This is a genomic window from Maribacter caenipelagi (assembly GCF_004364175.1).
GTDB lineage: Bacteria > Bacteroidota > Bacteroidia > Flavobacteriales > Flavobacteriaceae > Maribacter > Maribacter caenipelagi.
Genome location: NZ_SNZW01000015.1, coordinates 32552 through 59083 on the forward strand (window position 1 = coordinate 32552; position 26532 = coordinate 59083).

General features: G+C 35.5%; 21 protein-coding genes. 14 read left to right on the forward strand and 7 right to left on the reverse strand.

Annotated features, from left to right (window positions below; translation table 11 throughout):
- Positions 1 to 3: 3 nt before the first annotated feature.
- Complete coding sequence (locus DFQ03_RS10710; protein WP_133673183.1) at positions 4 to 1041, reverse strand: c-type cytochrome; 1038 nt, start codon at positions 1039 to 1041, stop codon at positions 4 to 6.
- A 186-nt stretch (positions 1042 to 1227) separates the two neighbouring features.
- Here DFQ03_RS10710 and DFQ03_RS10715 point away from each other — a divergent pair, with 186 nt between their 5' ends.
- Both DFQ03_RS10715 and DFQ03_RS10720 read left to right on the forward strand, forming a co-directional pair.
- Positions 1228 to 1755, forward strand: coding sequence for a DsrE family protein (locus tag DFQ03_RS10715; RefSeq protein ID WP_133673184.1), 528 nt, complete (start codon positions 1228 to 1230; stop codon positions 1753 to 1755).
- A 10-nt stretch (positions 1756 to 1765) separates the two neighbouring features.
- Positions 1766 to 2359 carry a class I SAM-dependent methyltransferase gene (locus DFQ03_RS10720; RefSeq protein ID WP_133673185.1) on the forward strand — a complete coding sequence of 198 codons (594 nt, stop codon included), beginning with the start codon at positions 1766 to 1768 and terminating at the stop codon, positions 2357 to 2359.
- Positions 2360 to 2397: 38 nt separating this feature from the next.
- On the opposite strand, the gene DFQ03_RS10725 is transcribed toward DFQ03_RS10720, so the two are convergent.
- The gene (locus DFQ03_RS10725) at positions 2398 to 4695 is read right to left on the reverse strand and encodes a TonB-dependent receptor domain-containing protein (protein ID WP_133673186.1); all 2298 of its coding nucleotides are present in this window, start codon (positions 4693 to 4695) and stop codon (positions 2398 to 2400) included.
- Between the two features lie 83 nt (positions 4696 to 4778).
- The gene (locus tag DFQ03_RS10730; protein ID WP_133673187.1) at positions 4779 to 5156 is read right to left on the reverse strand and encodes a hypothetical protein; all 378 of its coding nucleotides are present in this window, start codon (positions 5154 to 5156) and stop codon (positions 4779 to 4781) included.
- Between the two features lie 228 nt (positions 5157 to 5384).
- Here DFQ03_RS10730 and DFQ03_RS10735 point away from each other — a divergent pair, with 228 nt between their 5' ends.
- The 12 genes from DFQ03_RS10735 (at position 5385) to DFQ03_RS10785 (ending at position 20343) form a co-directional block, all read left to right on the forward strand.
- Positions 5385 to 6050: a peroxiredoxin gene (locus tag DFQ03_RS10735; RefSeq protein ID WP_133673188.1), complete on the forward strand. Its 666-nt coding sequence runs from the start codon at positions 5385 to 5387 to the stop codon at positions 6048 to 6050.
- Between the two features lie 65 nt (positions 6051 to 6115).
- Positions 6116 to 7456 carry an MBL fold metallo-hydrolase gene (locus DFQ03_RS10740; RefSeq protein ID WP_133673189.1) on the forward strand — a complete coding sequence of 447 codons (1341 nt, stop codon included), beginning with the start codon at positions 6116 to 6118 and terminating at the stop codon, positions 7454 to 7456.
- A 216-nt stretch (positions 7457 to 7672) separates the two neighbouring features.
- Positions 7673 to 9028 carry a cytochrome ubiquinol oxidase subunit I gene (locus tag DFQ03_RS10745; protein ID WP_133673190.1) on the forward strand — a complete coding sequence of 452 codons (1356 nt, stop codon included), beginning with the start codon at positions 7673 to 7675 and terminating at the stop codon, positions 9026 to 9028.
- A 9-nt stretch (positions 9029 to 9037) separates the two neighbouring features.
- Entirely contained in the window at positions 9038 to 10075 is a 1038-nt protein-coding gene (cydB, locus tag DFQ03_RS10750; protein ID WP_133673191.1) for a cytochrome d ubiquinol oxidase subunit II, read from the forward strand.
- A gap of 508 nt (positions 10076 to 10583) precedes the next feature.
- Positions 10584 to 12038: an NAD(P)/FAD-dependent oxidoreductase gene (locus tag DFQ03_RS10755; protein ID WP_133673192.1), complete on the forward strand. Its 1455-nt coding sequence runs from the start codon at positions 10584 to 10586 to the stop codon at positions 12036 to 12038.
- Between the two features lie 53 nt (positions 12039 to 12091).
- Positions 12092 to 12232, forward strand: a complete 141-nt coding sequence (locus tag DFQ03_RS18815; protein ID WP_166637462.1) for a hypothetical protein — start codon at positions 12092 to 12094, stop codon at positions 12230 to 12232.
- A gap of 1014 nt (positions 12233 to 13246) precedes the next feature.
- The gene (locus DFQ03_RS10760; RefSeq protein WP_133673193.1) at positions 13247 to 14551 is read left to right on the forward strand and encodes a TolC family protein; all 1305 of its coding nucleotides are present in this window, start codon (positions 13247 to 13249) and stop codon (positions 14549 to 14551) included.
- Between the two features lie 32 nt (positions 14552 to 14583).
- Complete coding sequence (locus DFQ03_RS10765) at positions 14584 to 15666, forward strand: efflux RND transporter periplasmic adaptor subunit (protein WP_133673194.1); 1083 nt, start codon at positions 14584 to 14586, stop codon at positions 15664 to 15666.
- Between the two features lie 124 nt (positions 15667 to 15790).
- Complete coding sequence (locus tag DFQ03_RS10770; protein WP_133673195.1) at positions 15791 to 19012, forward strand: efflux RND transporter permease subunit; 3222 nt, start codon at positions 15791 to 15793, stop codon at positions 19010 to 19012.
- Between the two features lie 70 nt (positions 19013 to 19082).
- Positions 19083 to 19268 (forward strand): YgaP family membrane protein, encoded by a 186-nt coding sequence (locus tag DFQ03_RS10775; RefSeq protein ID WP_133673196.1) that lies wholly within the window; start codon positions 19083 to 19085, stop codon positions 19266 to 19268.
- A 99-nt stretch (positions 19269 to 19367) separates the two neighbouring features.
- Entirely contained in the window at positions 19368 to 19928 is a 561-nt protein-coding gene (locus DFQ03_RS10780) for a YeeE/YedE family protein (RefSeq protein WP_133673197.1), read from the forward strand.
- 1 nt (position 19929) lies between these two features.
- On the forward strand, positions 19930 to 20343 hold the full coding sequence (locus DFQ03_RS10785) for a DUF6691 family protein (RefSeq protein WP_133673198.1): 414 nt from the start codon (positions 19930 to 19932) through the stop codon (positions 20341 to 20343).
- 8 nt (positions 20344 to 20351) lie between these two features.
- Here the strand turns inward: DFQ03_RS10785 and DFQ03_RS10790 are convergent, their stop codons facing one another.
- The 4 genes from DFQ03_RS10790 to DFQ03_RS10805 are packed head-to-tail and all read right to left on the reverse strand — an operon-like array spanning position 20352 to position 26529.
- The gene (locus DFQ03_RS10790) at positions 20352 to 22106 is read right to left on the reverse strand and encodes a hypothetical protein (RefSeq protein ID WP_133673199.1); all 1755 of its coding nucleotides are present in this window, start codon (positions 22104 to 22106) and stop codon (positions 20352 to 20354) included.
- Complete coding sequence (locus tag DFQ03_RS10795; RefSeq protein WP_243834478.1) at positions 22099 to 24309, reverse strand: tryptophan-rich sensory protein; 2211 nt, start codon at positions 24307 to 24309, stop codon at positions 22099 to 22101. The genes DFQ03_RS10790 and DFQ03_RS10795 overlap by 8 nt, the downstream gene beginning before the upstream one ends.
- Positions 24310 to 24332: 23 nt before the next feature.
- On the reverse strand, positions 24333 to 25628 hold the full coding sequence (locus DFQ03_RS10800) for a BatA domain-containing protein (RefSeq protein WP_133673201.1): 1296 nt from the start codon (positions 25626 to 25628) through the stop codon (positions 24333 to 24335).
- A gap of 1 nt (position 25629) precedes the next feature.
- The gene (locus tag DFQ03_RS10805) at positions 25630 to 26529 is read right to left on the reverse strand and encodes a DUF58 domain-containing protein (protein ID WP_133673202.1); all 900 of its coding nucleotides are present in this window, start codon (positions 26527 to 26529) and stop codon (positions 25630 to 25632) included.
- Positions 26530 to 26532: the final 3 nt, after the last annotated feature.

Here is a 26532-nt window from a genome sequence, read left to right on the forward strand (position 1 = left end):
AGGTTATTTCGTTTTGGTAATTCCGTATTTCTCTTTATAGAAATCCATTATTGGTGGAAAAGGTCCGTATTTATGCTGCTCGGGCGTAAAATCATCTACCCAAGGTCCGTACGGCGTAGATACCGGTTTTAGCTTTTTATCTGGATAATCGTTTTCGGTATTTAATTTATGTGGTCTGGTAAAACTGTTGATATATCCTGCAACATGATATGCTTCTTCATCCGTAAGTTTAGGGTTGTCCCAAGTGGCCTGCAAGTAAGGCATGTTACTTTTTATAAACTCTGCCGATGTTATCACCCTGTTCATACCTGCACCATCATTATAACTATCTGGACCCCATAATGGCGGATACGTATAGCTTTTACCATCGACCGCATTAAGAACGCCAGCTCCATTTTCTCCATGACAAATAATGCATTCCTTTTGGTATACCTGTTTCCCTATTTCCAAGTTCACCGCAACAGTAGGAATCTTAATTTTTGGATATCCCTTGAATTCAGCTTTCCTCTCTTTGGGCAATCCTTCACTGAGCCAATCCATATAGGCAACAATAGCCACAAGTTTATCTGAACCTGGCGGAAGCATTCTACCATTCATGCTACGCTCCATACAGCCATTAATACGATCTTCAATAGTGCCTATTTTATTGCCACGGCCTGCAAATTGAGGAAATCGCTCCAAAACACCTACCCAAGAACCAGAACCTGCCTGTGCTCCCTTTTGTAAATGACAGTTTGCACACGCTAAATTGTTTCCGCTAAATCTATCTTCAGCATTCTCTGCATTAGGGCCCATATACTTTGAGGTCTCAGCAATTAAATAATACCCTTCCTTAACCTTCTTGGGCATATTTGGCAACTCTGTTAAAGCATCTTTAGGTTTCCAATCGTTAGTAGAAACCGTAACTTCAGTTTCATTGAATATTTTCTCTTTAGAACTTGGTTCATAAGTCATTAACCATATAAATACAATGCCTACCAAAATAAAGACTATTACAAATAGCTTAAAGAGTTGTTTTGCCAATACCCGTACTTCATTCATAGAAATATAATGTTAGGCTAATTTAAATAACGAATCTATAATTTAACCTTCATTATGGAAGTAACCAAGGTTACAGTTACGTTAAAAACTTTAATTTACTTTTATTCCTTTTAAAAATAACGGACATTAGAGAGAAATAACAACTAAATTTAAACCAAGACTACCTATTTTAAATTCTACGAATACATGAAAAAAGCACTTCTAATTGCAACAGTACTTATGGGAATACAAACAATAAATGCCCAAGATTGGACCACACCTATCATTGATGGCTATGGAAAAATAAAGGAATTTGAGGATGTTGCTATTAAGGCAGACCCTACAAAAGAATATAATCTTGTATTTGACCTTAAAGATGACCGTGAGTTGGATGGCATTAACGTAGGCTATTTTAAAATTGCCAGGATGATAAATATGCTAGGTGCAGGTGGTGTATCTGCCGATAACGTAAACATAATAGCCGCCGTGCATGGTGGTGCCACTTTTACTGCTTTAAATGATGCCAAATATCAAGAAAAATTTGAAAAAGAAAACCCCGATGCAGCCGTTATTAAATTATTAAAGGACTACGGAGTAAAATTCTATGTTTGTGCACAAGCAACGGCAGCAAGAGGTATTGGAGCTGAAGATCTAAACCCAAATACCGAATTAGGTTTATCTGCTATGATGGTTCTTGCCAATTATCAAATGGACGGGTATACTTTTATGCCATAAATAATTACCCATGAAAGACTTTTGGAACGAGCGTTACAACGAAGAAAGCTATGCTTACGGAAACTCACCAAATGAATTCTTTAAACAACAGCTAGATAAATTAAAAGTAGGTTCTATTTTACTGCCTGCCGAAGGTGAAGGCAGAAATGCCGTTTATGCACTTTCTAAAGGATGGAAAGTATTGGCTTTCGACTTTAGCGAATCTGCTAAAATCAAAGCTCAAGAACTTGCATTAAAAAATGGCTTTAATATTGAATATCAAATAATTGACGCTCTTAAATTTAAAAGTTCTAAAAAGTTTGATGTAATCGCCTTCTGTTATGCACATTTTCCTGCAGCTATTAGAAAGAAAGCAAACCAACATCTTTTAAAATCATTAAAACCCAACGGACATATCATTTTTGAGGCATTCTCTAAAAATCAACTTGGAAAATCTTCTGGTGGACCTAAAAATACAGACATGCTCTATGCTATTGATGAAGTTGAAGATGAGTTTAATGAAATTAATTTTGAGATTTTAGAAGAGGCAGAAATAGAATTGAACGAAGGACTATACCATATTGGCAATGCTTCGGTTATTCGCTTTACAGGTACTAAAATATAAAAAGGACCAAATTTGGTCCCTTTTTATATCTCCATTTATTAAAATTCATATTGAACAAAAACCGATAGATTTCTACCAGGGTCATTGATGGGTTCCGTTCCAAATTCTGCCTGATTGTTAAATGCGAAATTGAGGTGATTACTATACGTTTTATCGAAAACATTTAATGCCGCAATGCCTAAGGTTAGGTTCTTCATTGGTATTACACCCAAACGTAAATCCATTATTTCATAACCTGGTGTAACCTGCTCACCAAAAGAATATGCAATATTATCTTGCTCGGTAGTAAGCCTATATTCAGCATTTAACCAAAATTTTTCTTTTTCATAGCCCAATTTAAATCTTGTAACTAAAGGTGGTACCAAAGGTAATGACTCATTTAAATCATTATTCTTAGCATATACATAAGCAAGTTCGGTTGTGAAGTTGAAATTAGTACAGAAGTCTACACCTGCCACAATTTCAAAACCTGTCTTGTATGCATCATCTAAATTTCTAAAAACCTTTGCATTAGATGGTTGGTTCATTGGCATGAATTTTCTTATTTGCGTTTCGTCTATTACAGCAACTATATAATTTTCGTAAAGCGAGTAATAGAAAGAAGTACTATACCTAAACATATCTGAAGTGTTTTCTGAAATAGGCATCTTTCCTTTAAAACCTACCTCAAACTGATTATTTACTTCTGCCTCTAAATTAGGATTACCAACATATTCATACGCGTCTTGACCTACGCTGAAATGATTAATAAAACGTTCTATCATATTTGCTGATCTAACACCACGACCATACGCCACTTCCATAATAAATTGTGGAGAATACACATATTTAATTGAAGCTGTACCACTAAAATTATGTTCTGTTCTGTTATCTAAATCAGTGTATAAAGCGGCAAAATCAGCTTCTGGATCTTTTGCTTCAGATGTAACATTGTCATAACGTACACCCGCAGTTAACATTGCTTTTTCTGTTAAGGGGTATTTACCTTCTGCAAATAATCCAATATCATTTATATATGAATCTTGCCACACCTTATCTTCAAATGTTAAGGGTGTGTCTAAAACTCCCATAGCATTTCTTTTCACTAATCGTGTTCTATTGCCATCTCGTGCAATATGCAAAACATCAATACCTGTAAATAGGGCTAGATTGTCTGTTGGTTTTAATTTTAATTCTACTTTACCACCTGCCGTAGTAGCGTCAATTGCAGAAATGGCAGATGTCATCATAAAGGTTGGCCTATTGTAATTAGTCATTATATGATCTACATAGCTGTAATAAATTTTAGAATCTATGCTTTCAACAAGACCTGGCATACTCCCTAATTTATAATCTAAAGAGAGAACACTACTATTATCCTCTTCGGTGTCCATAGGTAAACCTGCGTGCAAAACATCGCGCCCGAAAGATTGTCGCCAATGTGCTTGTAGCCGTTGGTTTTCAGTAAAATTAACTCCAGCTTTAATTCCATAGTCCAAACTTCTAAATGAAGATGGAATTTCTATACCATCACCATCTTCATAATTACCAAAATCACGAATACCTACGTTAGCAGCTATATCATATTTCTCAGTTGCTTGTTGCAATCTGGCCATTGATACCAAAGAATTCCCATTACTTTCATAGCCGCCACTTAAACTACCGTGTAAGCCATAATCTTCAACAATTGGTTTTTGTGTTACCATATTGACGATACCGCCAAAAGTGGCACCATATCTTACCGTATAAGGTCCTTTTATAATCTCTATTTTTTCAATTTCTTCCGGAATAACATGGGTCGTAATAGGGTCCATACGATTTGGACAGGCGTGCATTGCTTTAGTACCACCATCAAACTGCACATTTAACTGTTCATATTGCGTTGCTCTAAAACTAGGGTCAATTGCATAATTACCTCTTTTAATTAACGAAAATCCATTAACATCATTAAACAAATCTGCTACATTTCTAGGCTGTACAATTTTCTTAACATAATCATTGGTCTCTATTGTAAGTACTGGGTCAATTTTCATATTCCCTGTCACCAACACTCCATTTATGGCAATGGGGGCTTCTTGTAAAGCAATCAGTATGTGTTCATCAACAAGCGATACCTGTCGTTGTACTGTTCTATACCCTACGTGAGAGATGGTCAACACCACATTTTCTTCAACATTTTTCAAAACAAAATCACCATCTAAATTAGTATATGTTGCTGATCCGTTATTAGTCAAAATGTGAGCACCGTTAAGTGGCTCTTGGTTACTTGCCGATATTATTTTTCCTGTTAAATTTTGTGCATGTATTAAGGGCACCGATATGAATACCGTTAGCACCCAAAGATATTTTATAATCATCTTTAAAATTTTTAATTAATTGAAATACAGACCAATACCTTAAAGTTTAGGTATTGGATGAATTAAAACGGAAATAAAAATTTCTAAAATCTCGGAGGATGTATTATACGTGCCAAAAAATGGAAGTCATAAAATATACTATACCATAAGTTATGCGACTCTTTAATAGTTTGTTGCACAAACTTAAATGTAGTCAACGTACCAATAAACAATATGGTTTCGTTTTTTAAGAAGTCTAAATTAATTGGAGTTTTCTCGTTATCAGCTTCTTTTGACAACATTTGTGACAAGGCACATTTACCATCACATTTTAATTCTGGTCTCTCTTTATTCTCACAGAAACGTTCTACAAAATCATCTGTAAATAAAGCATAATACCCTATGACTGTAGCAGTCTTAAAACTACTGCCCAAAGAAATAAGTATAAACAAATATGATATGATAAAGCTTGACAACTTCATACTGCAAAATTAAATGCCCTAACTGGTTTAAAATGTGACTAAAGTCACATAACTAATTTAATCTTGACATTACTGAATACTATTTTCCAAAGCTATACTTTAAGGTTATAACTCGCTTCTTTTCGTAAAAAAATGTTAAAAATTAAGGTGTGTAACCAGGGTTACATTGTAAACCTTTTTCATAATTTAATTTTATCAAAAATTATAAAACTATAAATATTACTTATTATGAATAACGAAAATCTTTTATCCGAAAAAACAATTTCAATGCCTAGAATTGGCGATACAGCTCCTGATTTTACAGCAGTTACTACTAAAGGTAAAATTAAAATGTCTGATTTTGCAAAAGACAAATGGATTGTAATGTTTTCACATCCTGCTGATTTCACCCCTGTATGTACTACAGAAATGAGCGGATTCGCATCACGAAAAAGTGAATTTGACGAATTAAACACTGAACTATTAGGCTTAAGTATTGACAGTGTACATGCTCACTTAGGATGGGTACAGAATGTAAGGGAAAATACCGGAATTTACTTTGACTTTCCTATTATTGCAGATCTTGACATGAAGGTTTCAAAGGCTTATGGAATGCTACAACCTAATGAGAGCGAGACAGCTGCTGTGAGAGCAGTATTCTTTATTGATCCAAAGAAAAAAATACGTTTAGTAATGTACTATCCTTTAAATGTTGGTAGAAACATGGATGAAATATTACGTGCTTTAGATGCGCTACAAACGTCTGACAAACATAAAGTTGCGATGCCGTTAGATTGGAAAAGAGGCGATAAAGTTATTGTTTCCCCTCCAAAAACACTAGACGAGCTTAATGCTAGATTAGAAGACGATACTTTAGAAAAAGTAGATTGGTACCTTGCCAAAAAATCTATTTAACTTTATAACATCGGTTCTATTAAGAGTATAGAACCGATGTATTTTTAATCATAAAACCTTTAGTTATGATCATTAAACAATTTGAAGATAAACCTTTAGCTCATTATTCTTACGCCATTTTAAGCGAAAATAAAATAGCACTTGTTGATCCGTCTAGAGACCCTTTACCCTATTATAAATTTGCCGAGGAAAACAAAGCTAAAATTGTCGCAATATTTGAAACGCACCCTCATGCCGATTTCGTTAGTGGACATTTACAGATTCATAAAGAAACCGATGCTGTTATTTATGTGAGTAAGTTAGTTGTTGCCGATTATCCTCATGTAACATTTGATGACGGCGATGAATTAAATATGAACAATGTAACCTTCACTGCTATAAACACCCCTGGACATTCACCAGATGGTATTACCATCGTTGCAAAAGATAAAAATTCTAAACAAGCAATATTTACAGGTGATACTTTGTTTATTGGTGATGTTGGCAGACCAGATTTAAGGGAAAAAGCTGGTAATATGAAAGCTAAACGCGAGCAATTGGCAAAAGATATGTACCATACAATGCAAAACAAATTTAATCATCTCTCAGATGACACTTTAGTTTACCCTGCACATGGTGCAGGTTCTTTATGTGGTAAGAATATGAGTAGTGATTCATCTAGTACGCTAGGAAATGAACGTATTGGCAATTGGGCTTTTAAAAACTTGACCGAAGAAGAATTTGTAGCGCATATTCTAAAAGACCAACCTTTTATTCCTTCTTATTTTGGATTTGACGTTGATATTAATAAAAATGGTGCGGTAAAATTTGAAAGTAGTATCGCAGATATACCCTTTCATATGCATTCTTCAAAAGTTGAAGAGGATATTTTAATCATAGATACACGAGACCAAGAAGTATTTAAAAATAATCATCTGCCTAATGCGATCAATATTATGGCAAGAAACAATGATGATAAAATTGAAACTTGGTTAGGTTCTATCGTTGAACCTAAAGAACCATTTTATCTGGTTATTTCTAGCATTAGTAAAAGACAAGAAATAATAGCTCGTATCGCTAAAATTGGGTATGAAAGTCAAATAAAGGGTATAATAACTATGCCATTTATTGACTTAGAACATTCTGATGAATTTGTTTATACTGATTTTGATAAGAATAAGGCAAATTATACCATTGTAGATATTAGGAATAAAAGTGAATTCAACGAAACAAAGTTCTTTGATGATGCTATCAATATACCTCTAAACCAATTACGAGATCATATAAATGAAATACCTACAGATAAACCAATTGTAGTTCATTGTGCCGGTGGTTATAGAAGTGCTGCAGGATCCAGTATAGTTTCTAAGGAAATCGAGAACGCTAAAGTGTACGATTTAGGCGAAAAAATCAATAATTACAAGTAAACTAGAAAACAAAAAATAAAATGCTTTCAACCTTAAATTCAATTTAGATAACACGAACATTATTCATCTAAAATCCCTATAATTAATTTTATGTTTTAGGGATTTTTTAAAGGCAAATTCAATGAATATGCTCTATTAAAACTATATTTTTTATTTGTAACCAATGTTACCCATCAATTAGTAGAAATTAAATAATTTCGTAAAAACCCACCTGTTATGGATGTTGAAATTCTAGCCCGTATACAATTCGCCTTTACCATTGCTTTCCACTATATATACCCGCCTTTAAGTATAGGAATTGGGTTAATCATGATGATTATGGAAGGTCTATATTTAAAAACAGGAAATAAACAATATGAAATTTTAACTCGTTTTTGGTTAAAAATATTCGCCATAACCTTCGGAATTGGTGTAGCTACGGGAATTATAATGGAATTTGAATTTGGCACAAATTGGGCTGTTTATTCTCGCTATGTTGGTGATATATTCGGAAGTGCCCTAGCAGCTGAAGGCCTATTTGCATTTGGTTTAGAAAGTACCTTTTTAGGAATATTACTTTTTGGCTGGAATCGTGTTTCCCCAAAAGTTCATTTCTTTTCTACCATCATGGTTTTCTTTGGCTCTATGTTCTCGGCCGTATGGATAGTAGTAGCAAATAGCTGGCAGCAAACGCCCGCCGGATACCATATTGTCGGAGAAGGCTTTAATGCAAGAGCAGAAGTAACCGATTTTTGGGCAATGGTATTCAACCCTTCTAGTGTTGATAGAATTATACATGTTTGGCAAGGTGCGTTTCTAGCAGGAACTTTCTTGGTACTTAGCGTTCATGCATACTATTTATTAAAAAATAGATATGTAGATATTTCTATTAAAGCATTTAAAATATCTCTCGCGGTAGCAACTATAGTTTCGTTAACGCAGTTATTATCGGGGCATAGTTCTGCAGACGGTGTTGCCGTAAACCAACCTGCCAAGCTCGCAGCTATGGAAGGTCATTATGAGAAATCTGCACCTGCAGATATGTATTTATTTGGTTGGGTCAATAATGAAACACAAGAAGTGACAGGAATTAAAATACCAAAAGGACTGTCTTTTCTTGTACATCAAGATTTCGAAGAACCTATAACGGGGCTAAATGCCTTCCCTGAAGATGAAAGACCCGGACAGGTAAATGCTGTTTTTCAATTTTACCATATCATGGTATCAATAGGGATATTTTTGATCTGTTTAACCTTATACGCAAGTTATCTTTGGTGGCGTGGAACTTTGTTCGAAAAGAAATGGCTCTTAAAGATTTTTGCATTCTCCGTACTGTTACCCCAAATTGCCAATCAAGTAGGCTGGTTTGCGGCAGAAATGGGAAGACAACCATGGATCGTTTATGGTCATTTAAGAACTGATGAAGGCTTTTCACAAGAAGTTTCATCCAATCAGATCTTATTTTCACTAATAATGTTCTTAGTGGTCTACACCGTACTTTTTCTTTTGTTTATTTATTCAGTAAATAAAAAGATAAAACATGGGCCATATGACGAAGCTGAGAATCCAGATGAATTTTTAAAATACGTTTAATTGACAAATATGGAAACATTCTTAGGTATTGACTATCCAACGCTTTGGTATTTAGTTGTAGGCTTATTATTTTCTGGTTACGCTATTCTAGAAGGCTTTGACTATGGCGCAGGTGCATGGCATTTGTTTTTCAAAAAAGATTTGAGCAGACGTATTGCAATTAATGCCATTGGTCCTATTTGGGATGCAAATCAAGTTTGGCTCATAATTGGTGGTGGGGCGCTATTTGCTGGTTTTCCTGTTATGTATGCAACGATGTTATCGGCTATGTACATTCCGTTCATGATATTTTTAATGTTGCTTGTTCTACGTTCTTCAGCTATAAAATTCAGAAGTTCTGAAGATATGAAATGGTGGCGCAATACTTGGGATATTATCTACTTCGCATCTAATACCTTAATCGCATTTTTATTAGGCGTTGTTCTTGGCAACATTTTACAAGGATTTGAACTACATGAAAATTTTAGTTACAAAGGTGGTGTTATCTTTGATTTTCTTAGCCCCTATGCAATTATGACCGGCTTTACAACGCTCTCTTTATTTATGACCCAAGGAGCTATATTCTTATTATTGAAAACAGAAGGTAGACTACATGCGCGATTGACTTTTTTATTAAAAAAAGGAATGATCTTTTTTATCATCAGTTTTGGGGTTACCTCAATGTATACTCTTGTATTTATTCCTGGAGTTACTGATAGTTTCAAAGAGCAACCTATATTTTTTGCGTTACCGATATTAGCATTTCTTGCTGTTGCAAACGTGCCCCGTTTGGTATCCAAGAAAAAGTATTTTCAAGCTATCGTTTTTTCTTCCTTAACCATGGCTTTTTTGTTAATGCTTGTTGCATTTCAGCTCTATCCAGTTTTATTATTTTCAACTATAGACCCTAGTTATAGTGTTACTATCTATAATGCCGCATCTTCTCAAAAATCTTTAGGTATAATGTTAACTATGGTGGTAATAGGTGCGCCTCTTTTAGCAGGATATCTTATTTTTCTATACAAAACATTTAACGGGAAAGTAAAATTAGATGATACTAGCTATTAAAATTTTAATAGGCACTTAAATCTATGTAATTAATAAATTACTATTTCTTCAAATTCAACCCTTGGCTATTAGAAATTGTAAAGTAATTTATCTTTCCAGAGAAGAACTATCGTCTATTCTTCTTTATCCTTTTTTTGCTCATTTTGTAAATAAGCCACACAAAACCTACAACAAAATGAAGTAGTATAATACCGGCAACTATGTAGATTATGGTATTAGAATTTCCCCTCATAATTTATGTATTTATAAACCTTGGGTAAAACTATAAATACCTCCCAAAATAAAATATGATATCAATCAACTAACCCATATTTATTTACTAATAAAGCATTATAACTACCCAAAATAAAACAAACATATTATACATAATATCAGCTCTTGCAAAAATTATTAGCTATTTACTAAAAGTACTCTTACATCTAGTGCAATAAGCCTTTTTATGTAACAAAAGTTGCTGTAAGACTTACTTAAAAAAAAGATCTTAGCTTATAATTTAAAGCTCAATATAATGTCGAAAATAGTAATATTAGGTGCTGGTATTTCAGGTCATGTAGCTGCATCTCATCTTCGCAGAAAATTGTCAAAACAACATGAGGTTTTGGTTGTTTCTCCAAATAGTAATTACCAATGGATACCTTCTAATATTTGGGTAGGTATAGGTCGTATGAAATCTGAAGAAATACTATTTCCTTTGGCTCCACTATACAAGAAAAAAAATATTGGTTATAAGCAGGCTCTCGTCACTACCTTTCACCCAGAGGGTAATACTGAATCAACAAAACCATATGTAAATATCAAATACGTTAATGGCGAATTAAAAGGTAAGACAGAAAAAGTAACTTATGACTATCTTATTAATGCCACAGGACCCAAATTAGCTTTTGATATGACCCAAGGTCTAAACCCTGGTACCAACAAAGCTTATTCGGTTTGTACCTATAGCCATGCCGAACATGCATGGCATGCCTTGAACGACTTGATTCAGCAAATGAAACAGGGCAAAAAAGCCAAAATTTTAATTGGAACCGGACACGCAAAATCTACTTGCCAAGGTGCAGCTTTCGAGTACATTTTAAATGTTGAGCAAGAGTTAAGAAGACATAACGTACGTGATAAGGCTGAAGTCATTTGGATCGCCAACGAATATAAATTAGGTGATTTTGGTATGGATGGTATGCTTCTTAGTTACGGCAATAATATTATGAAGTCTAGCGAAATGGTAGAGATGGTTTTTGAAGACCGTGGTATAAAATGGATAATTGGTGCCGGCGTTAATAAAATTGAAGATGGCATTGCACATTATGAAACGTTAGATGGTGAGTATAAATCTGAAACGTACGATTTTGCCATGTTAATACCTGCGTTCTCTGGGCATGGTTTCAAAGCCTTTGATAAAAACAATACAGAAATTACAGAAAAGCTCTTTAAAGGTTTCATGCTTGTTGATGCAGATTACACACCTAAACCCTATGAAGAATGGAGTGTTCAAGACTGGCCCGAAACCTATCAAAATCCTTCATACAAAAACATATTTGCGCCCGGTATAGCCTTTGCACCACCGCATGCAATTTCAAAACCAAGAGTAAATAAAAATGGAACAGCTATATCTCCTGCCCCACCTCGTACAGGAATGCCATCTGGTATAACAGCAAAATTAGTGGCAGATAATATTATTGATATCATTAATGGTAAAAAAGATGTACACCATAAAGGTTCTTTAGGTAATATGGGTGCTGCTTGTATTGCATCTGCTGGTTATGGCATGACAAAAGGAAGTGGTGTTAGTATAACCACCTACCCTATTGTGCCAGATTACAACAAGTATCCTGATACCCAGGGAAGACAATTAGGCAAGACTTTTGGAGAAATCGGTTTAGCGGGTCACTGGTTGAAATTGGCACTTCATTATGCATTCATCTATAAAGCAAAAATGAAACCTTTTTGGTGGCTAATACCTGAATAATTTCAGGTTTTTCATCTTTAATACTTGATAGAATAATACTTAAAATCTAAAAAATGACACAAAGAATATCGAAATCTAAGCGCTTTTATATGATGAACCCAATAGTTCAATTTTTTAAGTTCATCTGGTTGAGCATAAAAATAATGCTAGTTGTTGCCGGTGGTCATGGTGGTACCAGAAAGGTAAATAATTAATAAATAAAAAACACTCTTCTAAACCACTATAAGATAGTCAGCGGTGTTAATGCCGTTTAAACATAGTATTCTGAAATCGGCCGCCTAAATGGTACTTTCTCTATAACTTTTAACCCCCTCAAAATCAAAGAAGAGATCAAGACCAGTTAATATAAATGGATGGTGATATACTTCAAATTTAATTTTAAGATTCATTAACACTAAATGATGGCTGTCTTCCAAACTCGTACGGGTCACATACAACTAGAAATGGGTATTGCTATTGTCTTCAAGACAGAGTATATAGAAATATTAATGCTGTAAAGTTTAAAAAAATACGAAGGCGAACAAAATAATTAAAAAAGGCGCTAAAAATCCTTCTGTAAAAAAGAAGAATGGCAAAAGTTCTCTAAATAGCAATGTAAAGGGTCTTTGTCATCTCAGTTAGACTAAAGACCCTTATTATTATTTAATCAGTAATAGTCATGACAACAAGATTTTTACTTAATGTATTTATTTCTAAAAGAAGTGTTGTTTTACAAAACAATCAATAGTCAAAAAAGAAAAATCTTTTAATGATTAGTTCTATGTTTTAATGGATGTCAGTTACGTTAGAGTAGCAGTTTTTTTTTGCGAAGTTGCGATTCAATAATAGCATCTTATATATTCCTTTCTATATGCAGCTTTGATACGTCTGGGTTTAAGGTGGATGCCTCAACATCTCACCTTCTAGGTTCTGATTAAAGGGCATAGAGTATATGATTCGCCGTGGGTAGTAAAATACACTTCGACATTGGCAAGGTCTTATTATACGATAATTATCACCGACCTAAAGTAAAAACTTGATAAAAACCAAGGTTGCATGATGGTCGTCATTTACAGCCAAAGAACACCCCTATATATTTGTTTCTCAAGGAATAATTGGCAAAGATGAATATTCTGTTGGCTCCCAAGGGCTTTAACCGTTCATCGGTAACATTTGTTACTGTGTAACATATTTTACCACACTAATTTTGCCTTAAATAAATGAATACCATGAAATATAAATTAGTATTGATAGTGTTGTTCGTCTTTTATTCTGGCCTATCACAAGAAGTAAAATCTATTACGAAAGATGAAGTACTTACTAAAGTAAAAGAAAATAATAACACACTGAAAATGGCACAGCAAGATGTATTGTCCGCCAAGGGTGATTTCAATCAGACCAATGCTATTTTATTACCCAATATTAGCGTCTCCCATACAGGTATAGCTACCACCAACCCATTAATGGCATTTGGGTCTAAACTGAACCAAGAAATTTTAACTGCTGCAGATTTTAACCCAGATTTGTTAAACGACCCAAGCCAAATAGAAGATTATGCCACTCGTGTAGAAGTGCAACAACCACTAATAAATTTCGATGGTATTTATCAAAGAAAAGCTGCAAAAGCTAAACTGACAGCCACTGAACTGCAGTCTGATAGAACAGAAGACTACCTAGCTCTTGAAGTTGAAAAAGCTTATATGCAATTACAGCTAGCATACAAAACGGTAACGGTTTTAGAGAAAGCCCAAGAAACTGCTTTAGAAAATAAACGTATTGCCGACAATAGTTATAAGCAAGGTTATTTACAAAAATCTGATGTCCTTTCAGTAGAAGTCAGAGTTACAGAAATTAACAACCAGTTACAATATGCTAAGAGTAATGTTCTTAATGCCAGTAACTATTTATCGGTATTAATGAATACCGATGAAAGTGAAATTTTAATACCTTCTGATTCACTTTCCATTACCACGTTTAATACTACAACTACCGTAGACTTATCTGAAAACAGAAAAGATATATTGGCTATGAATTCTGCTACCGAAGCATACAGACAAATGCATAAAGCAGACCAAATGGCTTTCTTACCTCGCTTAAATGCTTTCGGTACTTATGAGCTACATGACGATGATATTTTTCAAGGGCAGGCTCAAGGGTATTTATTTGGTGCAGAATTAAAATGGAATCTTTTTGAAGGTAGTAAGCGTTTTGGAAAATCTCAAAAAAGCAAGGCTGAATATGACAAATCTAAACTACAATTAGAGCAGTATAAGTCTGAAAGTCAATTAGAACTCAATAAGGCTAAAAGAGGTTTTAAAGATGCTAAAAATAAATTAAAGCTTACAAAACTGGCACTAGAACAATCTGAAGAATCATTGCGTATACGCACCAACAGGTTCAAACAGGGTTTAGAAAAAACTACAGATTTGCTAATGTCCGAAACGCAATATTCTCAAAAGCAATTAGAATATTACGCAACAATTTTTCAACATAATTACGCCTTGGCGTATGTACAGTTTTTAACAAAAGAATAAAATTCTACAATCACTAAATACCATTCTTAAAGATGAAAAATAAAAAATATATAATCACAGCTATTTTAGGCGCAACAATCTTGCTCACTAGTTGTGGCAGCGATGATAAAAAAGCAGTAGTTGATAATTCACCTGCTATTGCCGTTCAAACAAAAACAGTTTCCGAAGATAGTAGTAGACCTTTTTTAACTGTAAGCGGTAAAATTGAAGCTGCCAAGAGTGCAAATATTAGCACTAGAATGATGGGATACGTAGATAAAATATACGTTGGTGTTGGTGATAAGGTCAATAAAGGTCAATTATTAATGAGCGTCAACAATGCAGATGTTTCTGCACAATTAGCACAAGTTAATGCAAGTATTACCGAAGCTGAAGCTGCTTACACCAATGCTGAAAAAGACTTTAACCGGTTCACTGCATTATTTCAACAAAATAGTGCCTCACAGAAAGAGCTAGATGATATTACCGCCAATTATAATATGGCAAAAGCCAGGTTAGAATCGGCAAAACAGATGAAAAACGGTGTCAACGCTCAAATGGGTTATGCAAATATTCGTGCTCCCTTTAGCGGTGTAGTAACCAATAAATTCATTAATGCAGGTGATATGGCTAACCCAGGTATGCCTTTAATGGAAGTAGAATCTCCTGGTACCTACCAAGTACTTGCTATGGTGCCCGAATCTGAAATTCTTGCTGTTAAAAATGATACTGAAGTTAGCGTACAAATCAAAGTATTGAATAAAAATATAAAAGGAAAAGTAGCCGAAGTAAGTACATCATCAAAAAATACAGGTGGTCAATATTTGGTTAAGGTAATTTTAGATAAAACAGATGTACAAATACTATCTGGTATGTACGCAACCGTACAATTTCCTATTACAAGAAAAACAACAAGTTCTGCTATAATGATTCCTGAAGAAGCTATTGTTACTAAAGGTCAGTTATCTGGAGTTTACACCGTAAGCCAAAGTAATACTGCCTTATTACGCTGGTTACGACTAGGGAGAACTTTTGGTGATCAAATTGAAGTATTATCGGGACTTTCAGCAGATGAGCAATACATTGTTTCTGCGGAAGGAAAATTATTTAACGGAGCAAAAATCTCCAATCAATAAACGAGTCTGGGTTAGGGATTGAAGCGGTTACCCCACAGGCACTTTTTGTGCCGAGGAGTATGAGCGTAAAGCCCGACCACCTGCTAACCGGCAGGTGGTAACACACAAATAAAATATAGAAATAATGAAGGAAGGTTTAGCAGGTAAAATTGCCAAATTATTTATAGGCAGTAAGTTAACGGTACTTTTAATGATCGTATTCATGGTCATTGGGGTGTACAGTTCGTTTTTGATTCCAAGGGAAGAAGAACCACAGATAGATGTGCCTATGGCAGACATTTTTGTAGGTTACCCAGGTGCAAGTCCTGCTGAAGTAGAATCGCGGGTCATCAAACCTTTAGAGAAGTTAATTTCTAACATTAAAGGCGTTGAATATGTGTATTCTACATCAATGAAAGAACAAGGTATGGTCATCGTACAATTTTATGTAGGCGAAGATATTGAGCGTTCTTTTGTGAAGTTATACAATGAAATCAACAAGCATATGGATATTATGCCGCAGGGCGTAACCTTCCCTTTGGTGAAAACCCGTGCTATTGATGATGTACCTATGTTGGGTCTTACCTTATGGAGCGAAAACTATGATGGTTACCAGTTAAGCCAAATGGCACAAGAACTGGAAAATGAGATTAAAAAGGTCAACGATGTTGCTATTACCCATAAAATAGGAAATCAAGACCGTCAATTACGTGTTGTCTTAGATAAAGATAAATTGGCCGCTAGCGGATTGGATTTCTTATCAGTTTCTGAGATGATTAAGGCTAATAATGCCCAATTGAGTTCTGGTAGTTTTGATAAAAATGATACGGAGTTCTTAGTAAATACAGGAAATTTTTTAGCCTCTGTTACCGATGTTGAAAATCTTGTTGTCGGTGTTCAACAAAATCAGCCCATTTATTTAAAGCAAATTGCAAATATTATCGACGGACCAGAAATTCCTCAAAGTTATGTTTCCTTGGGATTTGGACAGGCAAGTGATAAAGTAGCAGATTACAAATCTGAATACCCTGCAGTGACTATCTCTGTAGCAAAAAGAAAAGGTGCCGATGCAATGAAAATTGCCGACATCGTTATTGAAAAAGTTGATCATTTACGTACCACCTTAATTCCTGATGATGTACATGTAGAAATCACTCGAAATTATGGTGAAACGGCTTCTCATAAAGTGTCTGAACTTTTATTACACTTAATTGGTTCTATTATAGCGGTAACGCTTGTAGTAATGCTAGCTATGGGCTGGCGTGGTGGCTTGGTGGTCTTCTTATCTGTACCCATAACTTTTGCCTTAACATTGTTGAGCTACTATATGCTTGACTACACCTTGAACAGAATTACCCTTTTTGCTTTGGTATTCGTTACTGGTATTGTGGTAGATGATTCCATTATTATAGCCGAGAATATGCACCGGCATTTTAAAATGAAACGCCTACCATTTAAACAGGCGGCACTTTATGCCATTAATGAAGTAGGTAACCCAACTATTTTAGCAACGTTTACCGTAATTGCATCTGTATTACCCATGGCGTTCGTATCTGGACTTATGGGACCATATATGGCACCTATGCCTATTGGGGCTTCTATTGCAATGATCCTTTCACTTTTTGTTGCATTGACCATTACACCATATTTAGGCTATATTTTCTTAAGAGAAAAAGACAAAAAAGGAGAAGCTGAGAAAGAGCAGAAACCTTTAGAAAACACCTATATCTACAAGGTGTACAACAGATTTGAACGTCCGCTTATTGAGAACAAGAGTAAACGCTGGTTGTTTTTAGGTTTGACTTTTCTTTTATTAATGGGGTCAATGGTATTGTTCTTTACTAAATCTGTTGCTGTGAAAATGCTACCATTTGATAACAAAAACGAGTTTCAAGTGGTCATTGATATGCCAGAAGGCACAACACTTGAGCGCACAGGTGTAGTTGCTCAAGAAATTGCTCAATATTTATCTACCAGACCAGAGGTTGTAAATTATCAGAACTATGTAGGTACCTCTGCCCCTATAACCTTTAACGGTTTGGTACGTCATTACGATTTACGTGGCGGTAGTAATATGGCCGATATTCAAGTAAACCTTGTGGATAAAGGTGAACGCTCTGCCCAAAGTCATGATATTGCAAGTTTACTGCGGCCAGATATTCAAAAAATAGCGGCAAAGTATAACGCTAATGTTAAATTGGTAGAAGTTCCGCCAGGACCTCCTGTACTTTCTACAATTGTAGCAGAAGTATATGGACCTGATTATGAGGAACAGATTAAAATTGCGAATAGTGTACAAGATATCTTGAAAAACACTGATGATGTAGTTGATATCGATTGGCTTGTAGAGGCTGACCAAACCGAATATAAATTCGAAATCAATAAAGAAAAAGCAATGCTTTACGGTGTGGCACCACAGCAGATCGCCTATACCATGAATATGGCTTTATCAAATAGAGCAATTACAAATTTATATGATGAAAACGCAATTGACCAAGTTGGTTTGGTACTGGCATTAGATGAAAAAGAAAAGTCGACTATTACAGATATTTCACAATTGAAGGTTACCTCTAAGCAGGGAAACATGGTGCCTATTGCCGATTTAGTAGATATTAAAGAAACTATAAGCGCAAAGAGCATATACCGTAAGAACCAAAAGCGTGTAGTATATGTAATGGCAGATATGGCAGGTGAATTAGAGAGTCCGGCCTACGCCATATTAGGCATGGAAGAAAAGTTGAAAGAAATTGCTTTGCCTAAAGGATATCAAATTACTGAGATGTATTTAGGTCAGCCTGATTTCGAAGATGACTATACCGTTAAATGGGATGGTGAATGGCAAATAACGCTTGAAGTTTTCCGAGATTTAGGAATTGCCTTTCTTGGTGCCATTATCTTGATTTATATATTGATAGTTGGCTGGTTTCAAAATTTTAAAGCTCCAATTGTAATGATGGTAGCCATACCATTATCATTGATCGGTATTGTTTTAGGTCACTGGATTATGGGTGCATTCTTTACCGCAACCTCTTTTATTGGTATGATCGCGCTTGCAGGTATTATGGTACGAAATTCAGTATTGTTGATAGATTTCATTAATCTACGTTTGGCTGAAGGTGTACCAATTAAACAAGCTGCCATTGAAGCTGGTGCGGTACGTACAACCCCTATTCTGTTAACTGCAGGCACTGTAGTAATTGGAGCCTTCGTTATCTTATTCGACCCCATTTTTCAAGGTCTGGCTATCTCTTTAATGGGCGGTACTATTGTATCTACTGTGCTTACTTTACTGGTTGTTCCATTGGTTTATTATATGATAGAAAAGAAAAATTATCCAGAAACTGAAAGTTATGAGATAACTGAATAAATACTGCTATAATCAACAGTACTATTTTGGTGCTGTTGAAAATTATTAATCTCAATTAAAAAAAACAAACATGTTAAATACATACTTTAGAGTTATCGTAGGTACAATGGTTTTACTGAGCGTTGTACTAACAGCATATGTAAATTTAAACTGGCTCTGGCTTACAGTATTCATAGGTGTAAATCTCATACAGTCGGCTTTTACGAAATGGTGCTTATTAGAAACTATTCTTCAAAAACTAGGCGTGAAAAAATAATAGATTTACCGTTAATTAAAATCTTATGTAACAAAAGTTACTTAAGATTCATTTTCTTTGCACTTCCTTTAGCAGTTTTGAAAATAAATTAACGATATAATGAATCTAATTTACGATCCCTGGCCATGGTATGTAGCCGGACCTTTAATTGCACTTACCATGTTTGTACTACTTTATATAGGTAAGCAATTCGGTATGTCATCCAACCTTAGAACTATGTGCTCTATTGGTGGTGGTGCAAAATATGCTGATTTTTTCAAATTCGATTGGAAGTCTCAACGTTGGAACCTTGTTGTTGTAGCAGGTGCTGTTATAGGCGGATTCATAGCTTCTGAATTCATGTCTAACAATACCGTAAAGATAAATCCCGATGTTGCCCAACAGCTTTCAACGGACTACGGAATTGAAAGTGCCGGCGAGGCTTATTTGCCTCCAGAACTTTTTGCAACTGAAAACCTTTCAGATCCTTTTGTTTTGGCCGTGTTGATTTTAGGCGGATTCATGGTTGGCTTTGGTGCCCGTTATGCAGGTGGCTGTACCAGCGGACATGCGATATCCGGACTAAGTAATTTACAACTGCCTTCTTTAATTGCCGTGATCGGTTTCTTTATTGGCGGCTTGGTTATGATTCACCTTTTATTCCCCCTAATTTTTAGTTAGTATGAAATATTTAAGTTATTTGACCATAGGTATATTTTTCGGTATTATCATGTACAAATCAGAAGCTGCATCATGGTTTCGAATTTATGAGATGTTCCAATTTGGATCTTTTCACATGTACGGAATCATTGGCTCTGCTCTTGTTTTAGGGGTAATTGGTGTTCAGGTTATAAAAAAATATAACATCAAAGCCATTGGTGGAAAAGAAATGAACTTGCACCCAAAAAGAAAAGGTGTTACCAATTATTTGATAGGCGGAATCATTTTTGGTTTAGGATGGGCTTTGGCAGGTGCGTGCCCAGGACCTATGTATGTACTTGCCGGAGCTGGCTACCTATCCATCTTAATCGTTATTGCCAGTGCTATTTTAGGCACTTTCGTATATGGCGTTTTAAAAGATAAACTACCACATTAATAACCGTTTTAATTTTCGGCGGATAATTTTGGTGATAGCCATAACCACCCTGCCCCTAATAAAAACAGTAAATAGAATAGAATAAGAGAAATAGGACGGTTAACCATAACCGTCCTATTTTCTTTAGGATCATTACCAAATTGTTTTTTGTTCGCAGCTATTTTTATGGAAGCACTTAAAGATTGCCAACTGTTGGCATCATACACATAATAAGAAAATGATGTAGTGCTATCACCCTCCACTGCTAAAGTATTCCATCCTTTTTTCTTCGGATATGTCGTTGCCGAATATTTAAAAGGTACCGTTGAATTCTGAAGCAAAGGAACACAATTACCTTCATTATTTACCACCGACAGTTCTTCTAAATTTGTCCGTAATTCAAAATTAAAAGGCTCACCTTCTTTGGGAAATTCAGTTTGTGATTCCCAATCGACCGCTTGTTCTTTTTGCTTTACAATTTTATCTAAAATTTGGGTCCATATTTTCGCATATGCTTGCTCTTCTCCTTTTAAAAGCAACTGATAACTATTTAGCAATGTTGTACTTGCAACTCTACCTAAGCCCAATTGTTTGTAATAGGATAAATTACCAGATTCATGAGCATTGATAGGATGTACAGCAAATGCATCATTGAAGCGAAATGGATATTTTTCCACGGTTATGTTAGCATTCGGCAATTGAAATACATTTCTACCATCTCTTTTAAAACTAAAATAAGAAGTTTTAGCCCCTAAATTAAAAAGCTTCTCACTTGGCTGTATAAACAATCCCAATCCGTTTTCACGAATGCTATTTTCAAAGTTGCTCTTGACGGATTTTCCAAAATTAAAATAGGTTTCCGTATCTACTATTAACGCATCATATTGCTTTAAAGATTCCAATGAAAATTGATATATCGGTGATGCCTTCGTGTTAAAATATTCAAATTTATACTTGCCTTTGGTGAGCTGACTACGCACAGTTACTTTGTAGCCCTCATCAGCCAAAAAGTTCTTTAGATATTTTGTTTCGAACGTAGGGAAAGTGTTTAAAATCAAGATACGCACCGGTTCCTTTTCTTTAATAGTTATGGGTATTGGGTTGGTCTCAATCCTATTTCCTAAACTATCTTTTTCCGCTAATTGATATACAAAATTACCACTGACCTTGGGCACGGCTTTCAATGAAAAATCAAGTATAGAAGCATCACTAAACTGAAGAGAATCCAGCCCATTTCCTCTCGAGTCTTGCAGTACCAAGAAAGAACTTTTTTTGGGTTGGTCGTATTTGCCCTCCATAATCAGGTCTTCACCTAAATTCAACTGCTGGGTGAATTTTAACCTTGTAATTCCCGATGGTACTTCATTAGGCAAATAGGTTGTTGGGATACTATCCAACTTATAAAAATCAAATTCTTCCAGACCATTTCCAATAACCAATACACTAGTTAAGGAATCTAAACTCGCACGAATCGATTTCTTAGGATTATATTCCAGTATTTCCAAGCCTTTATAAACTCGCTCTAAGCTGTCCTGTTCCTCTTTTGCAAATCCACTAGTTAAAAGAAGTCCTTGTTGGTGCTGCATTTCCACCTCTTTCGTAGGCTCTAATACAATACACATTAAAGCAAGCACAGTTACGAATGCAACGACACTATTTAATAAAAATCTGCCACTGCTTCTTGTATTCCATTCCTTGAAAACGAAAGCTAAAAATACCAATAGACTACCCAAAATAACGGGTATCAACAATTCTTGCTGCAAAAATGAGAAACCATCAATCATACACTTCCAATTGTTTTAGAAATAGTGAATTGATTTTGTCTACATACATTTTTTTCGCACCGGGTTTTTGTGGTGAATCCGGTAAAGCCAATAACAAGCCTTTTTGCACAAACCGATAATTCTCGAGGGTTCTCCCTGTATTGTTCTCAATACTTTTTAACCCTTGTAACACCTGTAAATGCTTACCAGGATTGTCTATTGCCAATTGTGCCAGCTCATTGCCTGCAGCAGTAAAAAGGGCGGTATCATTCTCTTTGTAATCGCTTTCTTTATGCACCAATTGTTCAAGTCTTCTAACTGCTTCTTCGATGGCTTCAAAAGGTTGTTCTGCCTCTTTAGACTCGTTCTTATTGTAATTTTTAATATCCTTTATTTCACCGGTTAACCTACTATCTTCTTTTATAGGTGGTGGATCAAAACCTATGCGATGTACATAAATACGGGCACTATTTTTTATTTCTTGTATAAATTTTAAAGCATCATACTGAAATGGCAAGGACTTTTCGGGCTCATATAACCTTAAATACAGTTCGGCATCCCACATAATGCTTAATGCCTTTCGCAGTTTTGTTTTTAGTGATTCTTCAAACAAGGTAGATTCTTCTGGATCATCATGATTATGAAGGTAATCGTGCAACGGATCTTCAGGTTCTGAATCGTTTTCATTTTCGTGCTCATGTTGTTCTACCAAATTATGCTCGTTATCACCATCATGGTCGTGCATAAATTCTTTTAACATACTTTCTTGATCTTCAGCATGATCATGGTCTTCACCTTCTTCATGACTTTCGATCTCGGCAGGTGCTTCCTCCATCTCAGATTCATCGCCCATGAACTGACCATATTTTAAACGCAACGCTTTTTGGTCAAACCCGAGTTCATTACTTCTCGACTTAAATTCTTGAATTGAAATGGTGGGTTTATCCTTTATTAATTTCTCCGTGTCTATAATCAGTTGTCGCTGACTTCTAAAATAATCTGGCATTTGGTCTACGCCTAAAGTTCCTTCCACACCAAATTGCTCGCCAACGGTATCTTTTATTACCGCAAAATAAGTTTCGCTACGTGCTACATTTCGTTTGGGCTGTTTTTCATCAAACGCTTCTATATAAAAATACAGCTCGTCGCCCATTTCCATTTTTAAGGCATCTAAATCCAATGATTTTGTTGCTCGCATTGATTTCGTTCCTTTTGAAATGGTTTCCTTAAAACTTAATTTCTCTTCCCTAAATTTTACAGACTCTCCCGTTCCTTTACTTACCGTAGCGATGATGTAGCTTTCATCAATTCCAAAATCATCGGTAATTGCACTTTGTAGTTCGACAACCTTTTTGTCTGAAAAATCAAAATACGTGTACTGCACCAACCCAAGAATCTCTATTTCAGGCGGATTATCAGGTATCGCTTCCAACGAGAATAAATCGGACGTAAACGCCGTTCCTTCTTCATTTTTAAATTTAAAGCTGTAAAAACCCGAAGTTGTTAATGGTAATTGAATTTGGTACCCTAAGCCGACTTTCCGTAAAGGCTTTAATTCTCCCATTATATCCAATACCGGGTCATTGACCGGATGATCAAAGTGAAGTTTCCATTGTACTGTTGAACCTTTTACCGCCTTAATATTGGGATCTGTTGTAGTTGTACCGCCCAATCTGGTATAAGAGGGATAAAGCACTTTAATTTCTTGTGTTTCTATTTTTGGAACTAGGCTTTTTCCTTTTAAACTATCTGTCGCTATAAATTGAATTTGTTCTGAATTATTGGGATTATTCAATATTTGGTCAACCCCACTGAATACTTGTAACTTATCAATTACGAACCCAAGTATTATACAGCCTAACAATACTAATAGCGCTTGTTTTATGGCGTTGGGAGGAGTCAACAAGCCTAACTTAACCGAAAGCTCTTGAGCAACTTTATAACGTTGTAATTTGGCTAGATTGGATAACGAATCTTCGGGTTGTAATAGGAGTCCACTACTAAAAGACGCTTCTGAAACATGTGCATCAACATATGTACTTGTGGAAAATAAGTTATGTTGCCAAGGCTTTTTTATCAGTATAAAAAGTAACAAACCAATGAGGAAAACAACTAAGCTAATCACTACATTTTTGGCAATAAAATAACAAAGCACCGCTAAGCCCAAGGCATACAATAGAACCTCAGCATATGACAACAACTGCCATCGCTTCTGAAATTTCATCAAGTGTATTTTGCCCTGCTCCATTACTGTTTACGTTTATATGCCACAAAGCGTTCTACCAATAACAATACAAATAAGACCAACCATAAATACGGATTCACATTCCAGCTTGCCAATTGTTTTTGCTTCTCTTTACTGGGTGTAAAAGTGGTTTCCAATTCTGATGCCGTTACAGATCTATGATCTACTTCTTCCAATAGCCGTTCTACCTCGCTGTTTACATCTAAAACACCCAGCAACTTCTCCGTTAACCGTTCTGATACTGCATTTTCTGAGTTGATATGTTTGGTCAAATAAAATCGACTATCATCTTCCCCAACAGTTATGATAGATTGCGCCATTGCATCTTCTTTCCAAACAAAAAGCTTCTGATCAGTTTTTGGATAGTACTTATTACTCAACCAAATAACTACATCGGCTTCTTCTTTTATAAAATCTTCAATATCTGACTTCGTTTCCACCATAATTTCCCTATCCAAGTAAACAGAAAGTGCTTTTAAGGCTGCTTCTACATATGTTTTATCGGCTGTTAAACTATCAGAATAAACTATAGATACTTCGATTGGGTCTTGCGTAAACACTGGGACGGATTTACTAGCTCCATCCTTAGAAATCAAAAGACTATCGCCTTGCCCGTTTAGCGCATATTCATTTCCTAGCGTTATTAACTTATTACTGATTTTCGTTTCTTCAGAAGCGCTCCTTGCCGTATACAATTGTAATCCGTCATCCTTTTTATAAGCTAATAATGGTTGATCTTTTGATAAGGCGTAGTCGATTACTATCCAATTAATATGATGTTTGGTTTCTGGTCTTGCTCCTTTTAATCCGCTTGCCAATCCGGTTGTAAAAACAACAATGCTATCGGTATGTAAACCATCCATTTCAGATGCTAATGCCCAATAGTCTTGTACATCATGTTCATTTATTGTTTGCTCTTCGTTTTCTATGAGTGGTAAACCATTTTTAAAAAGTCTTATTTCCTGACTTTCATCTAATTCATTAAAACGGGACGTAAAAGACAAGTGCTGCGCAAGTTTGGGTTCTACTATATAGGTGAGGGTTTTGTTACTCACTTTTGAATACCATTGTGGCTTTGCCAACAATACAACCAACAGCGAAATAATACCTATGCGCAACAATAATAACCACCACTCATTCAATTGAATGCTACTAGATTGCTTCGATTTTGATTCTGATAACAATTGAACGCTACCAATTTTTATGGTCTTTGCCTCTTTCTTACTCCATAAATGAATTGCTATTGGAACCAAAAGTCCCAATAAAGCCCATAAATAAGAAGGATGTGCGAATGACATATTAACCGAGTCTTTTTCGTTGTTTTAAAAATAGTTGAAGCGCTTCCCCTAATGGTGTATCCATTCTAAAAACATGGTGATCTATTCCGTTAGACAGCAATTCTTCCTTGATTTTTTTTAGCCTTATCTCCAGCGCATTTAAATAATCGGTTTTAGCCTGCTGCGTATCCACCTTTATTCTTGCGCCTGTTTCCCAATCTTCAAAGGTGATGTTGGATCTATAACTAAAATCCATCTCCGCGGCACCCATAACTTGCAACACCACTACCTCATTTCTGGCAGATTTCAATCCTTTTATAAACTTTGAAATCTCCTCGCTGGTTTCATACATATCCGTCAGGAAAAAAATCAGTTCCTTCCCTCCTCTGTTGGGTATGCGTTTATTTGAAATATGGGTTTCGGGCCACTTGCCGGTATTTGAGAGATTGATGAGTTCTAGCAGCAATCTGTTATAATGCTTTTTATCTGCCTTGGGGTAAATACTGACCACATCACTTTCATTTAAAGCAAAAAGTCCAAGAGCGTCACCTTGCTTATGAGCCATGTATGCTAATGTAGCCACCAACACGCGTACAAAATCAACCTTCGATAAGTCTTTTTCTTTATGCAGCATTGAAGCACTGGTATCGACAATGAACTTAATGGTTACCTGACTCTCAATTTCGGACTGTTTAATATAGTACCTGCCAGAACGCGCTAACATTTTCCAGTCTAACAAACGTAAATCGTCACCAGGTTCGTAACCTCTGTATTGACTAAACTCCATACCAGGACCCACACTGGCACTTCTATTTAAACCAGAGGTAAAACCCTCGACCACAATTCTGGATATCAAGGAAAGTCCCTCAACCGTATTGATGACCTCTGGTTTTAATAAATCGTGATAATCCTGTTTTGCCATGTA